Origin of the sequence: Leucothrix pacifica (assembly GCF_003172875.1) — a bacterium.
GTDB lineage: Bacteria > Pseudomonadota > Gammaproteobacteria > Thiotrichales > Thiotrichaceae > Leucothrix > Leucothrix pacifica.
In genome coordinates, this window is sequence record NZ_QGKM01000076.1 from 1 (window position 1) to 23,114 (window position 23,114).

A 23,114-nucleotide genomic window follows, 5' to 3' on the forward strand; every position below is an offset into this window, starting at 1 on the left:
CCCAACTGAGGATTTTAGGATTATGTTTTTTGGCTTGTAACCATGTAATCACTGCACCTGCCGCAACAGCAATACTTTCGGTAGGTAAAGACATCTCAGGCGCTCTGATACGGTATAACAGCATAATGATGGCAAGCGCATGTAAAAAGACGGATACCCAGAACCACACATTCGCCCATTTTTTGTTCGCTCTGGATTTATTGGTATACCAATCCGCTTGATTATCAATACGTTGGGCTTGATACACCTCAAGACGTCTAATACCTGACAACGCTCTGATATTGGCCATCGACTCGGTAATCGCTTCAAACCCAACAGAGACATCCAAAGCATCACTTAAACGCCTGTTTTGACTCAGGATCTTTTTCATATCATCAATAAATAGAGTCGTCACTGCCTCATGAGTATGACTATCATCATAAGGCTCTGCCCGCATTGCCCAGCGCCATGCCCTGGTTTTTACTGACTCCGCTACGGCACGACCGTTATACCACGTGTCATCAGGCCGCTTTAGCCGTAAATAAATAAGTATTCCGAGCGTTAGCAGAAATAAAATAGCCGACGCGATCGCACCGAACTCATCAGAGGGCCACAGGTAAGTCACTGTCGCTGCCACTACCAATAGAAACAGATATAGCTTTAAGCCTAAGAAATAATTAGCCTGTGCATTAACCGATGCAGCATCTGCTGAGCGAAACAAACCGGGTAATTGATCATCATCTAATATCGGTTGACTCATTTATATCTCGCTATCTTGTTGCTTGTTTAGCCACTCAGTAATATCCGCCAACACCTCATCCTTCTCCGGCTCATTGATCAACTCATGGTACAGGCCATTATAAATCTTCAATGTCTTATCCTCTGACGAGATCAGTTGGTACAAGCGATCAGCGCCGGCAGGGTCTACGATCAGATCATCAGTCCCTTGCAAAATCAACATGGGCAGGCGGATATGATGTGCCTCTTTATTCACTCGCGCCATCGCATCGACCAGCTCTGCTAATAAGCGCACGGAGGTTTTCCCTTTTTCAACCAAAGGATCATTATTGGCAAGCTCAACCACCAAAGGATCACGTGAAATATACTGACCTTGAATCGACGACATACCGTATTTAGGGAAAATAGCCGACATCAACTTACCACCATAGCGCTTTAAAGGCGGAACGCCGCCGATAACTTTGAGTGCAGGTGCTGACAAAATCGTCCCGGCGAATTCTTGTTGATGATCAATCAAATAATGAGTGGCGATTAAACCGCCCATGCTGTGACCAAATAAATACAATGGCAGATCAGGATGCTGCTGTTTGATTTCAGTTAAATACTGAGTAATGACCTGAGTGAAATCAGAGAAATGAGTGATGAATTTTCGATCACCATCAGAACGACCATGACCGATATGATCCCAGCTATAAACCGCATAGTTCTGCGGTAACAGGCAATCCAATAAGTTACTGTAACGACTACTGTGCTCACCCAAGCCATGAACGAGCAAAATGACTGCCTTAATCTCTTGGTCAGGCAGCCAGCATTGTTGGAAGATCCTATTATTCTTAAGATCTGTCATGTAGCTTTGGGTATATTTCATTGCTACTTCCCAACGAGTTATATCAAATCAACCATCTGTTTTAGGCGTTGATGGTTTACGGCGGCGCCTTGGTCCCCGGGTTTTCTTCGCGCCCGATGGCTGCTTGTCTGACTTGCTACCACCCGAGCGGGAGCGGTTATGACCATGTCCCGACTTACCACTCTTTGCTTTATTATGACCTTGTACACGGTCACGTTGCACCCGCTTAGGCTTGTTCAACTCTGGCAACAAATCACTGGTCACATCGGCCATTGGAATTTTCGCACCGATATATTTCTCAATGTCCGGCAGATAGAACGCAGTATCTTCACAGGCAAAGCTATGTGATTCACCAGACGCCCCCGCACGTGCGGTACGGCCGATACGATGCACATAATCTTCTTCAGACTGAGGCAAATCAAAGTTAAACACATGTGTCACATCATCAATATGTAAACCACGCGCTGCAACATCCGTCGCAATCAATACCTGATGCTTACCCTGTTCAAATTCTGAGAGGTAGCGTTGACGTTTGTTCTGTTTCACATCACCTGAAATCATGACCGCATCAATACCGTTACCGCGCATGAAGTCATCAATGTTTTCCGCATTCCGCTTGGTATTTACAAACACAATGCAGCGCTTCGGACCAAGCTTTTGAATCAAACCGATCAGTAACGGAATTTTCTCGTCATTAGATGGATAGTAAACCCATTGCTCGACCCGATCCGCACTTTTGGTATCCGCTTTAATCTCAACCTTTTGCGGGTTGTTCATATGCTCATATGCCAGTTCCAGAACCCTGGAGGACAAGGTCGCAGAGAACAGCATATTCAAACGTTTCTCAGGATTAGGCAAACGACGCATCAAAAAACGAATATCTTTAATGAACCCCAGATCGAACATACGATCCGCTTCATCCAAAACCAAACACTGACAACGTCGCAAGCTGTACAACTTTTGCTTATAAAAATCGATCAGGCGACCCGGTGTGCCAATCAGGATATCCGCACCGGCAGCGATAGCATTTTTCTGCTTCTCATAACCTGTGCCGCCATAGGCCAACGCAATCTTCAGTCCACTTTCATTAGTAAAAACCTCTGCATCCTTCGCCACCTGAATCGCCAACTCGCGCGTTGGCACCATAATCAACGTACGTACATGACGTGCTTCGTGATTTTCCAATGGATTTGACAGCAAATGCTGAATAACCGCCAGCATGAAGGCTGCGGTTTTGCCGGTTCCGGTCTGAGCCAGACCCGCAACATCCTTACCTGCCAAAGAGATAGGAAGGCTTTCTGCCTGTATCGGGGTGCAAAATTCGAAGCCGGTTTTTTCTACTGCTTTTTCGATTACCGGTAGCAGCCCGAGGTCGCTGAAGCGAACGTCTGATAAATGTGTTGTATTAGTCATGTTCTGAGCTTAACACGTCATCATTAATAAGCGTATTTGTTTTGGGGATATTGAAATCGCTCATCACCTCCTCTCAAAACCGTAGCATCCTGCTCTAAGTCCGGCATTACTGTTACGAAGACCTTTCGCGCTTGCGCGTCGGTGAAGTAATGATAATGTCGGACTTGGAGCACACTACATTTTAAGACAAACTCTTATCGACGATTTCGAAGACGTCGTTGGAGATGCCATTGGTTTGATGAATTCGCTCCAGACATGCCTTCATCAACTGCGCACGAACAGGTTCTAACTGTCGCCATTTCGCTAGCGCACGCACCAGTCTTGAAGCAACTTGCGGATTACGCGTGTCCAAATCAATCACGAAGTCAGTCAGGAACGTATAACCTTCACCATCTGCACGGTGGAAGTTCACCGGATTAGCCATGGCGAACCGCCCTATCAATGAACGAATCTTGTTAGGGTTGTTCGCATCAAATGATGGGTGAGATTGCAAAGCTTTTACTTGCTCCAGGGTATTTGGCAAGCTGGAACCGGCTTGAATCATAAACCATTTATCCATCACCAAAGGATTGTCTTTCCACTGAGTTTCAAATACTTCCAGAGCTTTGGTTCTCTCAGGACAATCGATGTCAGCCAAAGCACTTAGTGCAGCCAAACGATCCGTCATATTGTTAGCATTTTCAAACTGTGCAAAACACTGCTGATGGATCATCTCATCATCGATACTCGCAAGATAAGACAGACAAACATTTTTCAGACGGCGGCGCCCCATACTAGCCGCATCAATGGCATACTCCTCATCTTGATTCAGGCTGTCATAGCACGCATCAAGCGATAAGCGCATGCCGTTGGCGAGCGTGCGAATGAAAAACTCACGCACCTCATGAATCGCTTCAGGATCAGCCTCGGCGACTTCACCCGCAATGTCAGATTCACCCGGCAGACTCAAGGCTTCAGCACGTAAAGCATGATCTAAGTCTTGGTTATCAAGCACTTGTTGATAGGCATTCACCACCTCAGGGGATACGCCAATAGCGCGCCCTGCTTTGCGGTCTTCCAGCATCTGTAGCATCAGTTGCTGTGCCAAACGTTGACTCGCTTCCCAACGATTAAAATCATCGCTGTCGTGTTGCATGAGGAAAATATAGTCCTCTGTGCTGTAATCAAAGTGGTATTTCACTGGGGCCGAGAAATCACACAACAAAGAAGGTAATGGCTTTTCAGCAACATCCACAAAGGTAACGCTCTGTTGCTGCTCGGTAATTTTGACAACACGCTGCGTATCCGCGGCAATATCATTATCATCCGTTTTCAGCACAATAGTCTTACCTTGAGGATTCAACAGAGATAATTTAAACGGAATCAGGAATGGCGCTTTGTCATCAGACTCTGGCGTTGCAGGGCAACTTTGCACGAAGTTCAGAGTGCAACGTTTGTTGGCAGCGTCATAATCCATGGTCACGGCAACTTCTGGTGTACCAGCTTGGTCATACCACGTCTGCATTTGTGACAAATCAGCCTCATTGGCATCCGCCATTGCCGCAAGGAAGTCTTCAGTGGTTACCGCTTGACCATCATGACGCTCAAAGTACAAATCCATGCCTTTGCGGAAACCCTCACGACCCAGTAAGGTATGATACAAGCGCACAACTTCCGCGCCTTTCTCATACACCGTCACGGTGTAGAAGTTATTAATTTCAATAAATGAAGCTGGGCGGATGGGGTGTGCCATTGGGCTGGCATCCTCCGCAAACTGATGCGTGCGCAACATACGCACGTCTTCAATACGTTTGACCGGACGTGAATGCAAGTCAGCAGTGAATTCCTGATCACGGAATACCGTTAAACCTTCTTTTAAACTTAACTGGAACCAATCACGGCAAGTGACGCGGTTACCTGTCCAGTTATGGAAGTACTCATGACCAATCACCGCTTCGATATTGATGTAATCCACATCGGTAGCGGTGTCAGGACTCGCGAAGACCAATTTAGAGTTAAAGACATTCAGTCCCTTATTCTCCATTGCCCCCATATTAAAGTCATCAACCGCCACAATCATGTAGATATCAAGATCGTATTCCAGACCAAAACGCTCTTCGTCCCACTTCATGGCACGTTTCAGTGATTGCATCGCATGATCACAACGCGACACATTATGCGCTTCGGTGTAGATTTCTAACGCTACTTTACGACCCGACATCGTGGTGTATTCATCACTGACGCACGATAAATTACCTGCTACCAAGGCAAACAGGTAAGCCGGTTTAATAAAAGGGTCATGCCAAACAGCAAAATGGCGTCCATTATCAAGGTCACCCTTTTCTATACAGTTTCCATTTGAAAGCAGTACAGGATTCGTTGCCTTGTCTGCTGTCATTCGCGTGGTGAAAATCGACATAACATCCGGACGGTCCAGGAAGTAAGTAATTTTACGGAAGCCTTCTGCCTCACACTGCGTACAGTAATTACCACTAGACTGATATAAACCTTCCAGAGACGTATTTTTCTGTGGATAGATACGACTCTGTACTTCCAACTCAAAGGCTTGCGGTAAGTCCCGCAAGCTTAGATGAGTCTCATCCAACTCATAACTATTCTCATCTAATAAAACACCATCAATCTTAACGCTTAGCAGTTCTTGCGACTCACCATGTAAAGCTAGCGTCGTGGCATCCGGTTGCTGTGGATGGCGATGATACTTCACCGTTGATGTCACAATTGTCGACTCATCATTCAAGTCAACATTCAGGTGGATTGTCTCTGCCTCATAAAAAGGCACCTGATATTCTTCCAAGCGAATGACCTGTGCTTGTCCTTGTTTCATATCTAAAATTCTCTTTTCGTAAATTATTAACGAACCACCTGATCAAAAATTAGACCAGAATTAATCTATAAATCGTGTAAGAAGCTCAACCTGACATTATGGTAATCTTTTGAGAATACTCGGCTTCGGCAACTTAAACCCTTTGGACGGGATAATTGGCGTATCCGCTGTGCTTGTATCATCTGACTGACTATCGGGCTTAATATCACTGACTTCAATAAGGGGGGCAGATTGATTTGCCAGCGCCTCTAATTCACGGTGCGCTTTCTTCGCCCGAACTAAATACCCACCAAGTGCCCCACCTGCCGTGGTGATTGTCATTAACCCAAAGGTCAGCAACTCAATCACCAACATCAAAATACCCGCACCAACCGTGGCAGCAAAGGCCAGACCGACCTTAAGGTTAGCGCCGCGATGTGTCTTTCGTGACTCGCTGGCGATCTGTTTATGTGTTTTATCAATCAGCTTAGACTTCGCTTTTTCCGCTTTGACATGGATATTTTCACGCTCTTTTGCGAACGCTAATTTGGTTTTATTAACCGCTTCCTGAGTGCTGTTCTTTGCGACAGAACCAAACCACAATGCGACAAATATTCCCAACAGGACAATCGGCAAAAGCACCGCAATCCATGCTTTCCCTTCGATAGGTTGTGGAATAAATAAACATATCCCGAGTGTCGCCAGCTGTAGGAGCAGTACTCCGGGCAAAAAACGCAGCATAAAATGAACCTATTTAGCTGATGATGAATCCAATAGAGGTTATCATACCGTATTAAATATTGGGTCTTAGGATTAATCTACCAATGCAAAACGTTGATCAACACGAAATCAAGAAATTCGAAGATATCGCTCACCGCTGGTGGGATGCAGAGAGTGAATTTAAGCCTCTGCATCAAATCAACCCGCTGCGATTGAATTATATTGAGCGACTTGCCGGGGGCTTGGCTGGTAAGAAAGTGATCGACATTGGCTGTGGTGGCGGAATCCTATCTGAGAGCATGGCACTTCGTGATGCAGAGGTTACTGGTATTGATATGGGTGAAACACCTCTGTCAGTGGCTCAGCTTCACAGTCTCGAAGCAGGCGTTGAAATTGATTACCAGCAAATCACCGCTGAGGAAATGGCTGCCCAACGCCCTGCTCAATATGATGTCGTGACCTGCATGGAAATGCTGGAACACGTTCCTGACCCGGGCGCAATTATCGCAGCGTGTGCTGCACTCGTTAAACCGGATGGACATATTTTCTTTTCCACAATCAATCGCAATCCCAAATCGTTTGCGATGATGATTGTTGGCGCTGAATATTTTTTGCGCATGTTACCTAAGGGTACCCATGAGTACGCAAAATTTATTCGCCCATCTGAATTAGAAAGCTGGGGCCGTGAAAGCGGTTTAAAGTTGGAAGACATAAGCGGGATGACTTATAACCCTGTCTTCCAAAGTTACAAAATTGGGAACGACGTGGACGTCAATTACCTGATGCATTTTACTAAGGACAAACTGTCATGATTCGATCTTTAAACAAAAGATTACTCTTCATATTATCGTTAATCGCAGTACTCGGCTTAACAGGCTGCTCCGTAAGATACGACAATGTCGCTGTTGACCCGGTCAGCAAGCGTACTATTGTTAAAAATATGGATTTGAGAACTCAACAAGAAGTAGCAGCAGTGACGAAAGCGCTGATGTCTCTGGGCCCTAATATTGACCCCGCAGAAGCACGTCTGCTTGCACACGAAGCGGTAAACTACCCTAAAGTATTGGCTAACCAGTACAACTTAGTTCGGCCTGCTTACCTACAAAATATCCTCGTAAACTATGGTTACCGTGAGAATGGTCTATGCTGGCAGTGGACGCGTGATATGGCGAAGCACATACAGGCACGCCAATGGAAAAGTTTTGACTTCTTCCACGGCACCGCAAACCGCCGTCGCTACAATGAGCACAACTCACTGGTTGTAGCAGCGAAAGGTAAAGGCGTTCGTGAAGGCATGTTGCTTGACCCTTGGAGAGACTCGGGTAAGCTTTACTGGAAGCGTACCACGGAAGATCCTAAGTACTACTGGACTCGTTTCACAAACTAAGTAATGACGGGTAGTCTGAGTTCGATCATCAAGCTACCCACAGTTACTCAAAAGGGAGCCCTGTTTGGCTCCCTTTTTTTATCGTTTGCAAAAGGATTAGCAATCGTGAAATCAATATCGCTCACCGTGACATTCGTCAGCCTATCTTTGTTACTTAGTGCCTGCTCGGATAAAAAGACATCGGAATATCAGAACTTGTCTGAGAAACCACCGTTATCCATCGTACCGCACTCATCTGAAGTGAGTGAGTCAGTTATTCAAACCCGACTGCGCTTGCATCTGGACAATCTACAGCAAAAACTGGAACAGGATATTCCGGCAACCTTGTATGACTCACCTGGTGAGGTGAAGCAAAAATGTGTGCGAATTTTTGGCAAAAAACACTGCGAAGAGTTTCAGGTCGGTGGATGGGCTAAACGCACTGGCCCTGTGCAGTTACACGCACTCAACAATGGTTATTTACGTGTGCAAATTCCGCTGCAATACAAACTAAATGCCACTGCTGATGGCCGCTTGATTCGTGGCTTATTGCGAGAAGTCGATTTTAAAACCGCCTCATTCACCGCAGTCGCTGACTTAAGACCAGTGATGGATACAAACTGGCGTCTAAACCTACTGCATCAAACGCAGATTGTTTGGCAAAAGCCGCCACAGGTAAGCGTATTAGGCATTCGCTTTGATATTCAGAACCAAATTGAAAAGCCCCTGAAAAAAGCACTCAACAAGGCGCTGGCGAAGCAACAAAAGAAACTGGCCAGCGACGACCGGATCTATCAGCAGATGGAGAAATTCTGGACTCGTCTACAAACACCGCGCTCACTCAGCGATAAATTTCCTCTCTGGATTCGCGCTAACCCCAGCGAACTCGCGTTATCAGAACTTCGTATTGTTGGTGATGCCATAGAACTGGACTTATCACTTCGTGCAAAGCTACGCACAGCCAGTGATGAAGCCTCCTTAAGTGCTGCAGCGACACCACTCCCACCGCTTAGTCATACCGCTATCAGCGCTTCTCAAATACGCATCAATCTGCCGCTAGCGTTGGACTATCAGGTCATGGCCGAGCGCTTGCAGCAAGGTTTAAAAAACAAACCCATTAATATCAGCGAGCGCAATACCAGCATTCAGGTGAATGAAGTTGAGATTTATCCCAATAATGACCGACTGGTCTTAGCGACTAAAGTGACGCTTAATGGCTTTAACAATTGGTTTAATAGTGATGGTGAGATTTACATTTCCGGACGTCCGGTGGTGGATAATCAAACTAAAACCGTGCGACTTGCGGAGGCAGCGTTTTCCCGCCAGCTGGATAGTCCGTTTTGGAGTGTGGCGACTCAGCTTATGAAGAACCAATTACTGGAGAGTTTGCAAAAGTCTTTAGTACATGATTTTTCTCACGATTATCAGCAGTTATACGACTCGTTAAATCAGCAATTACAGGGAAAGCAGTCTGGTGATATGCGCTTGCAGGGTGTTTTTCAGGGATTGGTGATTAAGGATATTTATCCGGATTTGGATGAGTTGCGGCTGGTGTTGGAGGCTTCTGGGGTGGTGGATGTTGAGGTTGTGTTGGATTAGTTGCTTTCTAAGTCCGCAATAACATATTTGTAACTTCCTCGAAGCGACTATTTCGCAGTGTATTGCTAAATAGTCTTGACTATTCCGCAATTCACTGCAAAATAGTCAATCATGAAAAGAACTCAACAACCCCTTATTAAGAAAGACTTATCACGTAAAATGGTCTTTCTGACCGGCCCCCGTCAGGTTGGAAAAACCAGCTTAGCCAAAGCCATCGCAGCAGATTACAAGTCATCAGTCTATTTAAACTATGACAGCATGGCTGACCGGAAAATGATAATTGATATGGCTTGGCTACCTTCCACTGATTTGTTGATTCTTGATGAATTACATAAAATGCCAGAGTGGAAAAACTACCTTAAAGGTCTCTATGACACTAAAGTTGAACGACTACAGATTCTGGTCACTGGCAGCGCTCGTCTTGAAACCTTCCGCCAAAGCGGCGATTCACTAGCCGGACGTTTTTTCAGACATCGTCTAAATCCATTGTCATTAGCTGAAATTCCGGAGGAAGACGAACACACTTTGGACTTATTAATGGAACGTGGGGGCTTTCCCGAAGCTTATTTAGCCGAGTCGTTGGCTGAGTCAAACCGCTGGCGTTTACAGTATATCGATGGCCTGATCCGTACCGATATACTCGACTTTGAAAAAATCCACGACTTTCGTGCGATCCAACTCACCTTAGAACTGCTGCAAAACCGCGTAGGATCACCGCTCTCTTATTCGAGCTTAGCGCGTGATGTCAGTGTTTCCCCCAATACGATTAAACGCTATATCGAAATTTTTGAAGCTTTGTACATCATATTTCGGGTTACTCCTTATCATCGAAATATCGCTCGCTCTTTACAGAAAGATGCCAAAATTTATTTCTATGATACGGGCATGGTGAAAGGTGATGATGGCGTCAGATTTGAGAATCTAGTCGCTATCAGCTTACTCAAACACCTGAATGCCATTGAGGACTATCAAGGCAAGCCGACAGCACTCCGGATGCTACGCACAAAAGAACAAAAGGAGATTGATTTTGTATTGGTGGTCGATGAAAAGCCGGTGCAAATGTTGGAGATAAAACTATCTGATCCCACCATCAGTCCGTCGTTACGCTATTTCTATGAAAAATATAATATACCGGCAGTACAGCTAGTGAAAAACCTGCGCCATGAACGAGCAGATAATGGAATCGAGGTACGACGTGCGCTTAACTACCTTGGCCAGCTTGAGTTGTGAACACCAAATCTGTGAGTAGCCGCCACCAAGCTACTCTATGATCCAATCACCCGCGGCTCCGCCTCAAGCCAAACCCCAAACCGCTCCTCAACAGACTTCTGAATCCGCTCTGCCACCGCCCAAACCTCAGCACCACTAGCATCACCATGATTCACCAACACCAACGCATGCTTCTCATAAACACCAGCATCGCCATCCCGAAAAGCCTTCCATTCACACTGATCAATAAGCCAACCAGCCGAGGTTTTGATTAACCCATTGTTTCCCGCCACCGGATAGCCCGGAATACTCTCAAACCGCGCCTTCAACTCATGCCATTGCTCAATCGGCATTATCGGATTTTTGAAGAAACTCCCCGCATTACCAATCACTTTAGGATCTGGCAATTTACTCTGCCGAAGCGCAATAACAGTATCGCTGATGAGTCGAGCACTCGGCTCCTGCCCTGCTATCGCCGAATCCACCCCAGCATAAGCCGTAATCCACTGCGCTTGTTTAGGCAGACGAAATGTAACAGCGATAATCAACCACCGGTCCGGCTGCTGACTCTTAAAAAAGCTATCACGATAAGCAAATTGGCAATCTTCGACGCTAAATTCTCGGTGTTCTCCGGTCAGCAAATCAACAGCCTGCAATGACTGCATGCGATCGGCCAATTCCACCCCATAGGCACCAATATTCTGCATCGGTGCAGCGCCAACCGTTCCGGGAATCAGCGATAAATTCTCCAGTCCGGCATAGCCCTGATCAATCGTCCAACGTACAAACTCATGCCAGTTTTCACCGCCAGCGGCTTGCACATAATAGGCATCATCATCTTCAGACACTTGTGTGCGACCTTTGAGATTGATCAATACCACCAAACCGTCATAGCCACTGCGAAACAACATATTGCTGCCGCCACCGAGTAACAAACAAGGCGTGTCAGTGTGCTCTGCGCGCCATTGAATCAGGGCATCCACATCTTCCGGCGCGTTAATTTTTGTAAAAAAACGAGCGGAAACATCAATACCAAAGCTATTGAGTACTTTTAATGAGTAATTTTCTTGTATTTGCATGGGGCGCATTTTACAGAATTAAGCGTATAATACCCCTCTTTTGAACACCTCAGGCTGTAATTAATATGTCTCACTCTGTCAACAAAGTCGTACTCGCCTACTCCGGCGGACTCGATACCTCAATCATCGCTAAGTGGCTTTCTGATACTTATGGCTGCGAAGTCGTTACGTTCACCGCTGACATCGGACAGGGTGAAGAAGTTGAACCAGCTCGCGCTAAGGCGCAGGCGATGGGCATCAAAGAAATCTACATCGAAGATCTGCGCGAAGAGTTTGTTCGTGATTACGTTTTCCCGATGTTCCGTGCCAACACAATTTATGAAGGTGAATACCTGCTAGGTACGTCGATCGCTCGCCCTTTGATTGCTAAGCGTTTGATTGAAATCGCTAATGAGACCGGTGCAGATGCAATCTCTCACGGTGCGACCGGTAAAGGTAATGATCAGGTACGTTTTGAGCTGGGCGCATACGCGCTTAAGCCAGGTGTACAAGTGATTGCGCCTTGGCGTGAATGGGATCTGAACTCTCGTGAATCATTAATGAACTACGCTGAAAAGCATGGCATCCCCATCGATTACCAAAAGCAGGCAACAAAGTCTCCTTACTCAATGGATGCGAATTTGCTGCACATCTCTTACGAGGGTGGCATTCTGGAAGATCCTTGGGCAGAAGCAGAAGAAGAAATGTGGCGCTGGTCAGTGTCTCCTGAAAATGCACCAGACACACCAACTTACATTGAACTGACCTATGAAAATGGTGACCCGGTTGCACTAGACGGTGAGCGTTTATCACCTGCAACTATGTTGGAAACTCTAAACAAAATCGGTGGTGATAACGGTGTTGGTCGTTTGGATATCGTTGAGAATCGTTACGTCGGCATGAAGTCACGCGGTTGTTACGAGACACCGGGCGGCACCATCATGATGAAAGGTCACCGTGCCATTGAGTCTTTGACATTAGATCGTGAAGTCGCTCACTTGAAAGACGCGCTGATGCCAAAATATGCAGAGATGATTTACAACGGCTATTGGTGGAGTCCTGAGCGTGAAATGATGCAGAAAATGATTGATGCATCACAAGAACACGTTAACGGTAAAGTACGCCTGAAGCTGTACAAAGGTGCTGTAACAGCGGTTGGCCGTAGCTCTGAAAAAGACAGCCTGTTTGATGAGAAGATCGCGACGTTTGAAGATGACGAAGGTTCTTACAATCAGGCAGATGCAGAAGGCTTCATCAAACTGAATGCACTACGTTTACGCATTGCTGCAGGTCGTAAAGGCTAATTCATGAGTCTTGAAGACCGCATTACTAACCTCGAAATCCTGCTCACCCAGCAGGATGACGTGGTGGATACACTAAACCGACTGGTTCACGATCAACGTTTACAAGTTGAGGCTTTACAGCAGCAAGTGAAGCGTTTAGAAGAAAAGCTCGGTAATAGCGGTGGTAGCAATATGGCGTCTGAAAAAGACGAAACGCCACCCCCGCATTACTGATGGAAAAGCAAGTAACATTGGCGGTTAGTGGGCATGATGAGTGCCCACCCGCCGATTTAGAACAGCTCTCCAAACTACTGCGTTGCCCACTTTATACAGCGGCAAGCGATGCAGAATACGTCCTCCATAAAAGCCCTACCCGGCTTGAATTATTTAACCCAAAGCAACCCAATACCAAGGCGATCTTTGCTGATTTTGTTGAAGGCAAAGTGCGCCATAGACGTTTGTATGGTGGTGGCAAAGGGCAAGATTTATCTAAGGCACTTGGCCTACAGAAATTCCCAAATGCAACGATTATTGATGCCACTGCTGGCTTAGGGAGTGACTCGTTTGTGATGGCGACGTTGGGTTGTAATGTAACGATGTTAGAGCGTAATCCTGTTGTGCAGCTATTGCTGAGTGATGCGCTAGCACGTGCCGATAGTAGTGACGATTCAGAGGTTGAGGAGATTTCAGCACGTATGCGCCTTGTTCAGCAGCCTTCGATTGAGTATCTCACAGCACTTGAGCCTGAAGATTACCCGCAGCTTATTTACTTAGACCCGATGTTTCCTGAGCGTGGTAAACAAGCACAAGTGAAGAAGGAAATGCGCTTCTTTCATGATGTGGTTGGGGATGATAATGATAGTCCGGAACTATTGGATATTGCTATACAGCGAGCGGTTGAGCGGATTATTGTTAAGCGTCCGTTACGTGCTGAGACGCTGAATGATCGTAAGCCTGACTTTAAGATTAAGGGTAAGACGATTCGGTATGATGTTTATTTGGGTACGAGGCATAACTGACCAAATCAGCATTAATCAAATCTTTAGCAAACAACAGTAAACACTTAATTACAAAAGCTTTGTGTTTTGTCTCCTCCAACCCCTTTAAAACCACCTCTTACAAACACCAATCAGTCCTTCCAACTGCCTATTCAAACAGCTAATCCTTGCGACACTACCCTATAACTCTGTTGCGTCTCATATTGACAGCAAGAATCAAGGAATGGATATGGAATAATGAAGGGATTCAGCTACTCAAAGCTACTACTGCTAAGCAGTCTTAATGCCGGCAGCCAGGCACAGCCACCTGCGGAGATTAAATTAGCACTGACACAACTCACTGGCCAGCAATGTGAAAGCGCCACATTTAGCGAAAGAAAAACGCTACCAGGCGACTGTATTACCTACCGTATTAAGGTCGAGAACGTGGGTGGCAAAGACGCCCGCAATGTGGAGGTTTCAGGCCTAATACCAAAGCACACGATCCTTCGCAGCAATTTTCGTGATGTGGCCACTCAGGAAAAACTAAACACTGTCGTTGAACAAAAAGCGGACGGTACGCGAGTGATTAAGACTACCCTTGGCTCACTACCCTCAAAAGGAAACAGCACCGTTATTTTAGAGTATTCTGTTATGGTTTTGTGACCTCAATCACAAACCATGTGGCGCACTTTTCTTAAGCCCATACTCAACCGCCATAACAGCAGCAGTAATCCGCGAACTAATCTCCAGTTTTCGAAGAATCGCCTTTACATGCAACTTCACGGTACCGTCAGAAATCCCCAAATTCCGTGCAATGACTTTATTACTTTGCCCTTCTGCAAGGTGTAACAAAATCTCATATTCACGTGGTGTCAGACACTCAAAGGGGTTCGGTTTTTGCGGGGCCTGCGCTTGCTTGGTACCCTGAACGGCACTAGCCAGAACGGGCGCAAGATCAGACGCGACAACCGTTTTACCATTAATAATTTCACCAATCGCAACCACCAGCTCATCCGGTTCCATATCTTTCATCAGGTAGCCTTGAGCACCTAACTGCAGTGCACCAACAAGGTCTTCCTCATCACTGCTTGTGGTCAGCATCGCAACCGGCAAATCAGGCTTGGCTTGCTTGATCATTTTCAATACGCTGAGACCATTCATTTCAGGCATCCGCATATCCAGCAACACGATATCCAACTCTTTTTCAGATACCAGCTTAATACCATCGTTGCCACTTGCAACCGATGCGACAACTTCGATGCCTCTGCGCTTTAACAGGTCCTCAAGACCAGCACGGAATAAAGTATGATCATCAATCAATAAGACTTGTTGTTTCATCGTATTAGCTTCCTGAAGGTTTGGGTGAGGCAGTGTCTGCTACCGGCACCTTAAAATTCAATTGTAGTAACAGGCCTTCGCCATCTGAGTCGAACTGCAACTCGCCATTTAAACGCTCCGCACGCTCTTTCATCACTGATAAACCGATGTGCTCACCAGTCTCTGCGTTCGGGCCGGGACGATCATCTGAGAGCCCTTCCCCATCATCTTCAATCAGAATACTGCACTCACCATCTTCTGAGCTATACATGAGAATTCGCACAGTCTCTGAACCACTGTGTTTGCGGATATTCGCCAAGGCTTCCTGCACAATTCTGATAACTTCAATCTCTGCATCACGCGACAGGTCTTTTAAGTCCCAATTGTGATAGAAAAACACATCAAAGCCCGTATCACGGCGGTAACGCTCGACTATTCGTTCTACAGCCCTTAAGACACCCTTGCCGTCAATTGGTGCTCTAAAGTGGGTAATTAAGCTGCGTAATTCGGCATAAGCATCATCAATACCACCTTCCAGTCCTTCCAGCTCCTGCCAAAGCACTTCCTCATCACCTCTTCTCAACGAATCATCAAACAGACGCACTTTATAACGCAAGCTAGCCAAGGTCTGAGCCAAGGAATCGTGCAATTCATGCGCCATTCGTGTGCGCTCCTGAATGACAGATAACAAGCGTGAATTTTCTTCGACACCAGCTTGCTCAATGGCCATCCCAAGATGCTTTCCAATACTTTGCAGTAATGCATCTTCATCGGTAATACTGGATTCAAGTTCACCACCACGCGGTACAAACAAGTTGTAAACACCAATCGATTTGCCTTGATAACGTAATGGGATTGCCAACATTTCACAGTCCTCTGACTCGCTAAAGTCGGTGCTCTCCGTCAGACTGCATTGTGGCATTTCTGTGAGACGGCTTACGCAATTATCCGCAAAGCTTTTGACACAGACACACTGCTCGTTTTCTAATGACCAATGTACATCACTAAGCATCGGGCCTAGGCCAATACTTGCGACCAAACGTAAGCTATCGTCTTTGTCCAACAGGCGAACAGCTGCTGCCTTAGCATTCGTTACTCCCTGAATAGTTTGCAAAAAACGCTGCAATAAATCATCCAAATCGGACGAGCTGTTTATGCAATCCGCCACATCATAAAGCACACTGAGATGGTATTTTTTCTCCGCCAGATACGTTTCCTGTTGCTCAACATACAGACGTTGTTGTTCGGCCATACCCTCATAGTCAGAAGAAATCACATTGATATGTTGGCGAATACCTTTTGAAGGACAGTAATCCGTATGAAAAGGCATTCGGACCGACAAATCGCCATTCAACAGACTCGTCGCCCAGTCAGATAAATCGTTGGAAAGCCGGTTAAACTCCTGCCACATCCAGTACAGCATTAAAAACATGCCCGCACCTGCCGCCAGCCATAACACACTCATTACTGCAGGTAACCACACGGGATGTTTACCGGACGCCATGATCCAAAAGTAAATCACCCCCATCGTCACGAATAACAGCAATAGCATCAGCAATACTACGACTGCCCTTTTTGGCACTTTGATACTCGGCTTGGTGAGCTTTAGGCCACTCGCCAAACTATTGTCTGTATCCGATTCGATGGTTGACATAACTACCTCATCAATCGTTGCTGGATTGCGCAGGTGGTCGGTAATTGGGGTCGTTAGGATTGATAAAGATAAACTCTAATGTACCCTCAATTTCAACGTAATCCAGCGTCATACCTTTTGCCAGAGGTGCACTATTTTGATCAACAATCAACAATACACCTTGACTCTGCAATTGCTCATCAGTGGGGTCTACCTTGTCATCAAAGCCCATTTGGTAATGAAATGAACCACCCGGTCCATTCGGGTGAACAGCAATGCGTAGTGGCAACCCCATCGCGCCCGACTCTTCAATCGAGCGCATCACTTGTTGCGCAGCAGCTTTACTTACTGTAATCATAAAATCCCTCCACCGGGTTGATGATCCGGCTTTCTATGCTGTTTAACAAAGGCCACAAATCGCCTGGCCCAATGGTGCTGTTCGGTGTCTCTGAGATGAGAATAGGAGGCCAGTAAATTCTTGTAAACCCAGCCGTCTTCCTCTCCGGTAATACCCTTTCCCCGCCGTACTTTATAAGCAAATTTACCCTGCTGTTTTAACTCTTCAAGACAGGAGTAGTGAAACTCATGAGCACCGATAATCGACGTTCCCGCTCCACCCGGCCAAGGCATAGCAGCAGTCTCTTCCAGCTTAACATAGCCCCGCCCCTGCGGCTTGACGTGCATCACAGCATCTGCAGGAATAACCCCGACCATGTCTGCCATTTGCTCACCCCAAATCAAGCGTTTTGACAGATACATCAGGCCGCCGCACTCCGCATATGTCGGCAAGCCTGCTTCAATGGCCTGACGGATCGACTCACGCATCCGCACATTTTTTCCCAACTCCTGCATATGCGTTTCCGGGAAACCACCCCCGATAAATAATCCGTCAATATCAGGCAATTTACTATCTTCCAGGGTATTCACCGGAATTAACTCTGCACCTGCCATCTGCAACGCATGAAGGTCACTTTGATAATAAAAGCTAAACGCTCTGTCCTGACAAATACCAATCCGCACCGTGCAATTCGGTACATCAGGGACCGGCATGGCAGGAAAAGTTGGTAATTCACCTCCCTGCTTTGCAATTGCCAAACACGCCTCTAAATCAACTTGATCCGCAACCTGTCGGCCAATGGCCTGAATAATTGCAGCGGATTGTTTGTTTTCATTACTGGGCATTAAACCCAAGTGGCGCTCAGTCAGCTCCATGTCTTTATGCCGGTTTACCACGCCCAATACGGGTATATCCGTGTATTCTTCAGCAACACTTCTAAGCTTAGCGGCATGTCTTGCACCACCTGCCAGATTGAAGATCACTCCTGCAATGTTTATCTCAGGATCAAACTGTTGGTAGCCTAACAGTAATGGCGCTATACCGCGGGATACACCACGCGTATCAATCACCAACACAACCGGGGACTTCAGTAATTTTGCCATGCCCGCATTGGAGTCGCTACCATCCATTGACATGCCGTCATAAAGACCTTTATTACCCTCTATTACTGTGATGTCAGCATCGACGCGACGCTGCTGAAATACCCGCAGTATTTCTTCATGCGCCATGGTATTAAAGTCAAGATTGCAGGCACAACGCTGACTTGCCTGAGACAGCCAAAGAGGATCAATATAATCCGGACCTTTCTTATAAGGCTGTACAACTAAACCACTTTGATGGAATGCGGCGCACAGCCCAATGGATAGAGTTGTTTTCCCTGAGGACTTGTGTGCAGCGGAGATATACAGGTGTGACATTAGCGACTCCACCTTATTTCAGACAAAAAAGCCGACAGTAAGAGCCGGCTTAAAACACAACGAGAAGAAGATGTTGCGTTTGTTTTACTCATCGGCCACCGCTGCATCTGCCAGTGTTTCAGGCAGTAAACGTAAGGCTTTTACAGCGACAACTACTAACGCTAAGGAAAGAGCAACACCACCTAAACCCAAGGCGAACTCTGGTAACGAAGCGGAGTATGACGTGCTGCTACCATCGTAATAACTACTCTCTACTTCAGCGTTCGGGAACAACACCAAAGGATAAAGCTGTCCGCCTACGATAATCACATAAAGCTGGGAAATGCCACCGAATATCGCCAAGCCCGCTGCGCTTAATAAAGCGAGCTGATTATTCTTAAGCGAAGGCAACCAAATTAACAGTAACGGCAATAAACTTCCCAGAATCACCTGACCCAGCCAGAATAACCACGTTATTTTATCACCACCAGTCAGAATATAAGCCTCAACGCCGTGATGCTCAGTCGCATATAAATTGCTTACGTGACGCACTATTTCAAAGAACAATACCAGCGCAATAAAGATCGCCAAGGTATAACGCAAGCGGTTCTGTATTTCGTTGCCCAGTTCACGGTTTGTCAGCTTATAGAGTGCGATCAGTACCAACGTAAATACGGCCGTTCCGAACACATAGGATGCCGCGATAAATAACGGTGCCAATATCGCCGCATCATAATACTGTCTGGCCACTAAAAATCCGAAGATCGACCCAGTACCAGTTGTTAGAATAAAGCGCCAGACAAAACCAACATAACCCGCAGGCTTGTAGGCCGCTTTAGCCATTTTACGGCGATCCATCATGGACCAGAGGTAAATCCCCATAATCACCAGAAAGCCGTTATACAGCAGGATATTCCAGGCAAAGATCGACTTAAAGTTGTAGTAGGTCATGGCGATAATCAGACGGTCCGCATGACCCAAGTCCAATACCAGTACTGCCAAACCACCCAACAACAATGACACCGCTACAATCAACGACAGGCGTCCTAGTGGCTGGTAGATCTTTTTATTGAACACAGTACCCAGCGAGCCAATATTCGCTGCACCCGAGGCGGCAACAATCAGGAAAATAGCAAATACATGCGGCATTCCCCACACCACCTGATTATTCATGCCCGTCACGTAATGACCGTGGTGCTCAACATAGAAAAACGAAATTGCAGCGGCTGCAATAAAGGCACCTAACACGCCCAAAATACCGAGGAAGCTTGTGTTATCTGTATCTAATTCGCTAAAAACAGGTTTAGTCGCCACGTTAAATCCCCCAGTACCGAACGCCGGTATTTAAACCAAGATCCGCACGAATCTGCTGTGCGCCATACTTTGCCAGTGCTTTACTAATAGCACTTTCAGGATCATTCAGATCACCAAATACAGCCGCTTGAGGTGCTGCTTCGATACAGGCAGACTGCTCGCCTTTATCCACTCGATGAACACACATATTGCAAGATTCAACGGTACCAATCCCGCGAGGTGACTGAGGCTTTTGATTCTCAAGATGCTCATGGACGAAGCTACGCGCTTTATACGGACAGGCCATCATGCAATAACGACAACCAATACAAATGTGCTTATCTACCAAGACAATGCCGTCATCACGCTTGAATGACGCACCCGTTGGGCAAACATCGACACATGGCGCAGTATCACAATGCTGACACATCACCGGCAATGAGGTTTCATGCTTAGTCAGCTTGTCTTTGAATGTAACCTTACGCACCCACTGACTTTGTTGCTCAGGAGACGAGTGAGGGTCATTTCCCCAACCATGCTCTTTCTTACAGGCAGCGATCATACCATCGCCACCATCAGATAATTTATTGGTATCAATCAACATACCCCAGCGCACTTTATCGCTGATGGGTTGATCATCCGGCTTTGCCTGCACTTCGCGCAGAATCAACCCCGGCGCTAATGTCACTGCCGCTGCAGCGGTTAAACCACCTAAAAAACGGCGACGGTAGCGATCAATCAGATTAGCTTGCTTCTGCTCACTCATGGCTTCACCACCTCCGCGGTTTCTAGCGCCGGACGGTCAGCGTGGCACTGGAAACAATCCAATTTAACGGCCACTTCAATATGGCAGGTCACACAGAAATGTTCTTCATCCGTGTGCTTCACCACCTTACTGACAGTTGGTGCTGGCACATGACAGTCAATACAGGCGTTAAAACTATGTTTCGTTGTACGAATACCTTGGTACATCGTCTCATCACGCTTATGTGTCAATCGATGCATGTGATTAGTCCGCATATCCGCAATGTGCAGCACCTTTTGCTCTTCCGTCTGGAACTGCTTAACAGCAGGCATCAATGCTGGCGGCTTACTGTCACAACCCGCCAATAAAAATACCATTAGCGTAGACAATAATGCTGGTAACAACGTTATCCGATTTAGTAGGCGTGAACACTCCATGTTGTGTTAACCACCTAAGCCCATTTCGATGTAACCCGTTGGGCAAACATCAGCACAAATGTGGCAACCAATACATCTGTCATAATCAGTATCGACGTAACGACCTGTGGTTGACTCAGCTTTCTTCACACGGAATACCGCATCCTGAGGACAGTAGATGACACAGTTGTCACATTCAAAACACATACCACAACTCATGCATCGACCTGCTTCTTCAACCACCTGCTCTTCAGCCAGCGCGTTGACACGCTCCATAAAGTGACCAATAACTTGTTCAGAGTTCGGCACATCTTCCGTTCTTAAATGACGGTCCACCTTTTCAAAGTGACCTAAGAAAAGCTCGCTAGAGGCGACAATCTCATGCTCAGAACGGTCGTCGTAGTTATGTACTGCGAATTTAGCATGCTGTGTGCCTCGCAAATCATCAGCTTTAGCTTCTTCATATGCCACTGGCTCAAGCTCAGCTTCACGCAACTTATCCATTAAGTCGAAGTGGTGCTTATCAACCTTAGGACGCTTCACCTGATCTTCATTATTCAGGTAATGATTAATACTTTCTGCCGCAATCGATGCCTGACCAATTGCCGTTGTCAGCAAGTGAGGACGAACAATATCACCCGCTGCAAAGTGGCCTGGCTTGCCCGGTACTTGATAGAACTGATCCGAATCAATCAGATTACGACCATTATCAAAGTCCTCAACACCGTCTAAGTCACCGTATTGACCGATCGCTGACACGATTAAGTCTGCTTCGATAATGGTTTCTTTTCCGCCCTCTTTTGGCTTAGGCATACTGCCTTCCATCACACACTCAACAACCTTGAGCGCAACACCGCGTCCATTCTCATCAACCAGAATTTCAACTGGCATGACCTCATTCAGAATAGTGACACCTTCAATCAGTGCATCATTTACTTCATGCTCAGCTGCAGTCATTTGATCCTGAGCAAACAATGAGGTTAATGTGACTTCAGCGGGAACCTTGTTTGCAGGGTTTTCAGTGTGAACTTCACGACCGTAAACCACTTCTTCCGGCTTCTCGTTATAATCCGCCAGTGTTCCGATACGACGTGATACTGATACAACATCAATCGACGTATCACCACCACCCACACACACAACCTTTGGTGCAGTGTAGTTCATCTTGCCGCTGTTAAATTGCTCCAGGAAGTTAACCGCCGGCACCGCGTTAGGCACATCCTTCCAGTTATCAACAAACAAACCACGACCGTTCTTACAACCCAAAGTCCACAAGATTGCATCGTAGTCTTTCTCTAATTCTTCAACGCTGACATCACGACCGATACGGGTACTAGTGCGTACTTCAACACCTTCCATATCCGTGATACGAGCGATTTCAGCATCCAGTTTGTCACGTGGTACACGATAACTAGGAATACCATAGCGAGCCATGCCACCTAATTCTTCATGATCATCAAATACCGTTGAGCCGTGTCCCATCATGCGTAATTGGAAGGCTGCAGCCAATCCAGCCACACCACCACCGATGATGGCAATCTTTTTGCCAGACATTGCCTCAGGAGGATTAAAGGAAAAACCACCTTCAATCGCTGAATCACCGATGTATTGCTCGACTGAATTAATGCCAACAAAATCATCAACATCATTACGGTTACAGCCGGTTTCACAAGGTGCCGGACACACTCGTCCCATCATCGAAGGGAATGGATTTGCACGGGTTGAGCGACGGAATGCATATTCCTGCATGCTCATGCCAGCCGGCGCTTTTTCTATGCCGCGAACGATCTGCAACCATCCACGAATATCTTCTCCGGACGGACAACTACCCTGACAAGGTGGCGTCTTCTGAATATAAGTCGGGCATTTGTAAGACGTATCCTCTAAAAAGATTTTGTCTTGCATATTGCTCCAGGTAAAGTCGTCATCTTCATAACGTCTGAAGGTATGCACTTTCATAGTATCAGGTGATGTAGCCATG

General features: G+C 46.5%; 22 protein-coding genes. 8 read left to right on the plus strand and 14 right to left on the minus strand.

The window, feature by feature from the left end:
• The 5 genes from DKW60_RS19240 to DKW60_RS19260 all read right to left on the minus strand — a co-directional run.
• Nucleotides 1-739, minus strand: a 739-nt coding sequence (locus tag DKW60_RS19240; protein ID WP_109839296.1) for a DUF4231 domain-containing protein, incomplete at its 3' end; no start/stop codon positions are given.
• Complete coding sequence (locus DKW60_RS19245) at nucleotides 740-1,585, minus strand: alpha/beta hydrolase (protein WP_109839297.1); 846 nt, start codon at nucleotides 1,583-1,585, stop codon at nucleotides 740-742.
• Nucleotides 1,586-1,612: 27 nt separating this feature from the next.
• Complete coding sequence (locus tag DKW60_RS19250) at nucleotides 1,613-2,977, minus strand: DEAD/DEAH box helicase (RefSeq protein WP_109839298.1); 1,365 nt, start codon at nucleotides 2,975-2,977, stop codon at nucleotides 1,613-1,615.
• Between the two features lie 181 nt (nucleotides 2,978-3,158).
• Nucleotides 3,159-5,801 carry an aminopeptidase N gene (pepN, locus tag DKW60_RS19255; protein ID WP_109839299.1) on the minus strand — a complete coding sequence of 881 codons (2,643 nt, stop codon included), beginning with the start codon at nucleotides 5,799-5,801 and terminating at the stop codon, nucleotides 3,159-3,161.
• A 96-nt stretch (nucleotides 5,802-5,897) separates the two neighbouring features.
• A complete protein-coding gene (locus DKW60_RS19260) occupies nucleotides 5,898-6,521 on the minus strand; it encodes a hypothetical protein (protein ID WP_109839300.1) in 624 nt (207 codons plus the stop codon).
• Between the two features lie 83 nt (nucleotides 6,522-6,604).
• Here DKW60_RS19260 and ubiG point away from each other — a divergent pair, with 83 nt between their 5' ends.
• The 4 genes from ubiG to DKW60_RS19280 all read left to right on the plus strand — a co-directional run bounded on the left by ubiG (nucleotide 6,605) and on the right by DKW60_RS19280 (nucleotide 10,695).
• Nucleotides 6,605-7,312 carry a bifunctional 2-polyprenyl-6-hydroxyphenol methylase/3-demethylubiquinol 3-O-methyltransferase UbiG gene (gene ubiG / locus DKW60_RS19265; RefSeq protein WP_109839301.1) on the plus strand — a complete coding sequence of 236 codons (708 nt, stop codon included), beginning with the start codon at nucleotides 6,605-6,607 and terminating at the stop codon, nucleotides 7,310-7,312.
• Nucleotides 7,309-7,887, plus strand: a complete 579-nt coding sequence (locus DKW60_RS19270) for a hypothetical protein (RefSeq protein WP_109839302.1) — start codon at nucleotides 7,309-7,311, stop codon at nucleotides 7,885-7,887. Before ubiG ends, DKW60_RS19270 begins: the two co-directional genes overlap by 4 nt.
• A 105-nt stretch (nucleotides 7,888-7,992) precedes the next feature.
• Entirely contained in the window at nucleotides 7,993-9,465 is a 1,473-nt protein-coding gene (locus DKW60_RS19275) for a DUF4403 family protein (RefSeq protein ID WP_181389802.1), read from the plus strand.
• A gap of 111 nt (nucleotides 9,466-9,576) precedes the next feature.
• Nucleotides 9,577-10,695, plus strand: a complete 1,119-nt coding sequence (locus DKW60_RS19280; protein WP_109839304.1) for an ATP-binding protein — start codon at nucleotides 9,577-9,579, stop codon at nucleotides 10,693-10,695.
• A 35-nt stretch (nucleotides 10,696-10,730) separates the two neighbouring features.
• On the opposite strand, the gene murB is transcribed toward DKW60_RS19280, so the two are convergent.
• Nucleotides 10,731-11,753, minus strand: a complete 1,023-nt coding sequence (murB, locus tag DKW60_RS19285) for a UDP-N-acetylmuramate dehydrogenase (RefSeq protein WP_109839359.1) — start codon at nucleotides 11,751-11,753, stop codon at nucleotides 10,731-10,733.
• A 65-nt stretch (nucleotides 11,754-11,818) separates the two neighbouring features.
• On the opposite strand from murB, the gene DKW60_RS19290 reads away from it, so the two are divergent.
• From DKW60_RS19290 to DKW60_RS19305, 4 genes are all read left to right on the plus strand, one after another.
• Nucleotides 11,819-13,036 carry an argininosuccinate synthase gene (locus DKW60_RS19290; RefSeq protein WP_109839305.1) on the plus strand — a complete coding sequence of 406 codons (1,218 nt, stop codon included), beginning with the start codon at nucleotides 11,819-11,821 and terminating at the stop codon, nucleotides 13,034-13,036.
• A gap of 3 nt (nucleotides 13,037-13,039) precedes the next feature.
• A complete protein-coding gene (locus DKW60_RS19295) occupies nucleotides 13,040-13,249 on the plus strand; it encodes a SlyX family protein (protein ID WP_109839306.1) in 210 nt (69 codons plus the stop codon).
• Complete coding sequence (locus tag DKW60_RS19300) at nucleotides 13,249-14,034, plus strand: class I SAM-dependent methyltransferase (RefSeq protein ID WP_109839307.1); 786 nt, start codon at nucleotides 13,249-13,251, stop codon at nucleotides 14,032-14,034. The genes DKW60_RS19295 and DKW60_RS19300 overlap by 1 nt, the downstream gene beginning before the upstream one ends.
• Nucleotides 14,035-14,250: 216 nt before the next feature.
• Entirely contained in the window at nucleotides 14,251-14,658 is a 408-nt protein-coding gene (locus DKW60_RS19305; protein ID WP_109839308.1) for a DUF11 domain-containing protein, read from the plus strand.
• A 6-nt stretch (nucleotides 14,659-14,664) separates the two neighbouring features.
• Here DKW60_RS19305 and DKW60_RS19310 read toward each other — a convergent pair whose 3' ends face one another.
• The 8 genes from DKW60_RS19310 to DKW60_RS19345 form a co-directional block, all read right to left on the minus strand.
• Entirely contained in the window at nucleotides 14,665-15,333 is a 669-nt protein-coding gene (locus tag DKW60_RS19310; RefSeq protein ID WP_109839309.1) for a response regulator, read from the minus strand.
• 4 nt (nucleotides 15,334-15,337) lie between these two features.
• The gene (locus tag DKW60_RS19315; protein ID WP_109839310.1) at nucleotides 15,338-16,966 is read right to left on the minus strand and encodes a GAF domain-containing sensor histidine kinase; all 1,629 of its coding nucleotides are present in this window, start codon (nucleotides 16,964-16,966) and stop codon (nucleotides 15,338-15,340) included.
• Between the two features lie 10 nt (nucleotides 16,967-16,976).
• Nucleotides 16,977-17,303, minus strand: coding sequence for a HesB/IscA family protein (locus DKW60_RS19320; RefSeq protein WP_109839311.1), 327 nt, complete (start codon nucleotides 17,301-17,303; stop codon nucleotides 16,977-16,979).
• Nucleotides 17,300-18,700, minus strand: coding sequence for a cobyrinic acid a,c-diamide synthase CobB (locus DKW60_RS19325; RefSeq protein ID WP_109839312.1), 1,401 nt, complete (start codon nucleotides 18,698-18,700; stop codon nucleotides 17,300-17,302). Before DKW60_RS19325 ends, DKW60_RS19320 begins: the two co-directional genes overlap by 4 nt.
• 84 nt (nucleotides 18,701-18,784) lie before the next feature.
• The gene (nrfD, locus tag DKW60_RS19330; protein ID WP_219988843.1) at nucleotides 18,785-19,993 is read right to left on the minus strand and encodes an NrfD/PsrC family molybdoenzyme membrane anchor subunit; all 1,209 of its coding nucleotides are present in this window, start codon (nucleotides 19,991-19,993) and stop codon (nucleotides 18,785-18,787) included.
• A gap of 1 nt (nucleotide 19,994) precedes the next feature.
• Complete coding sequence (dsrO, locus tag DKW60_RS19335; RefSeq protein ID WP_109839313.1) at nucleotides 19,995-20,738, minus strand: sulfate reduction electron transfer complex DsrMKJOP subunit DsrO; 744 nt, start codon at nucleotides 20,736-20,738, stop codon at nucleotides 19,995-19,997.
• On the minus strand, nucleotides 20,735-21,154 hold the full coding sequence (locus DKW60_RS19340) for a hypothetical protein (protein ID WP_146203529.1): 420 nt from the start codon (nucleotides 21,152-21,154) through the stop codon (nucleotides 20,735-20,737). The genes dsrO and DKW60_RS19340 overlap by 4 nt, the downstream gene beginning before the upstream one ends.
• Nucleotides 21,155-21,160: 6 nt before the next feature.
• Entirely contained in the window at nucleotides 21,161-23,113 is a 1,953-nt protein-coding gene (locus DKW60_RS19345; protein WP_109839315.1) for an NAD(P)-binding protein, read from the minus strand.
• Between the last annotated feature and the right edge of the window lies 1 nt (nucleotide 23,114).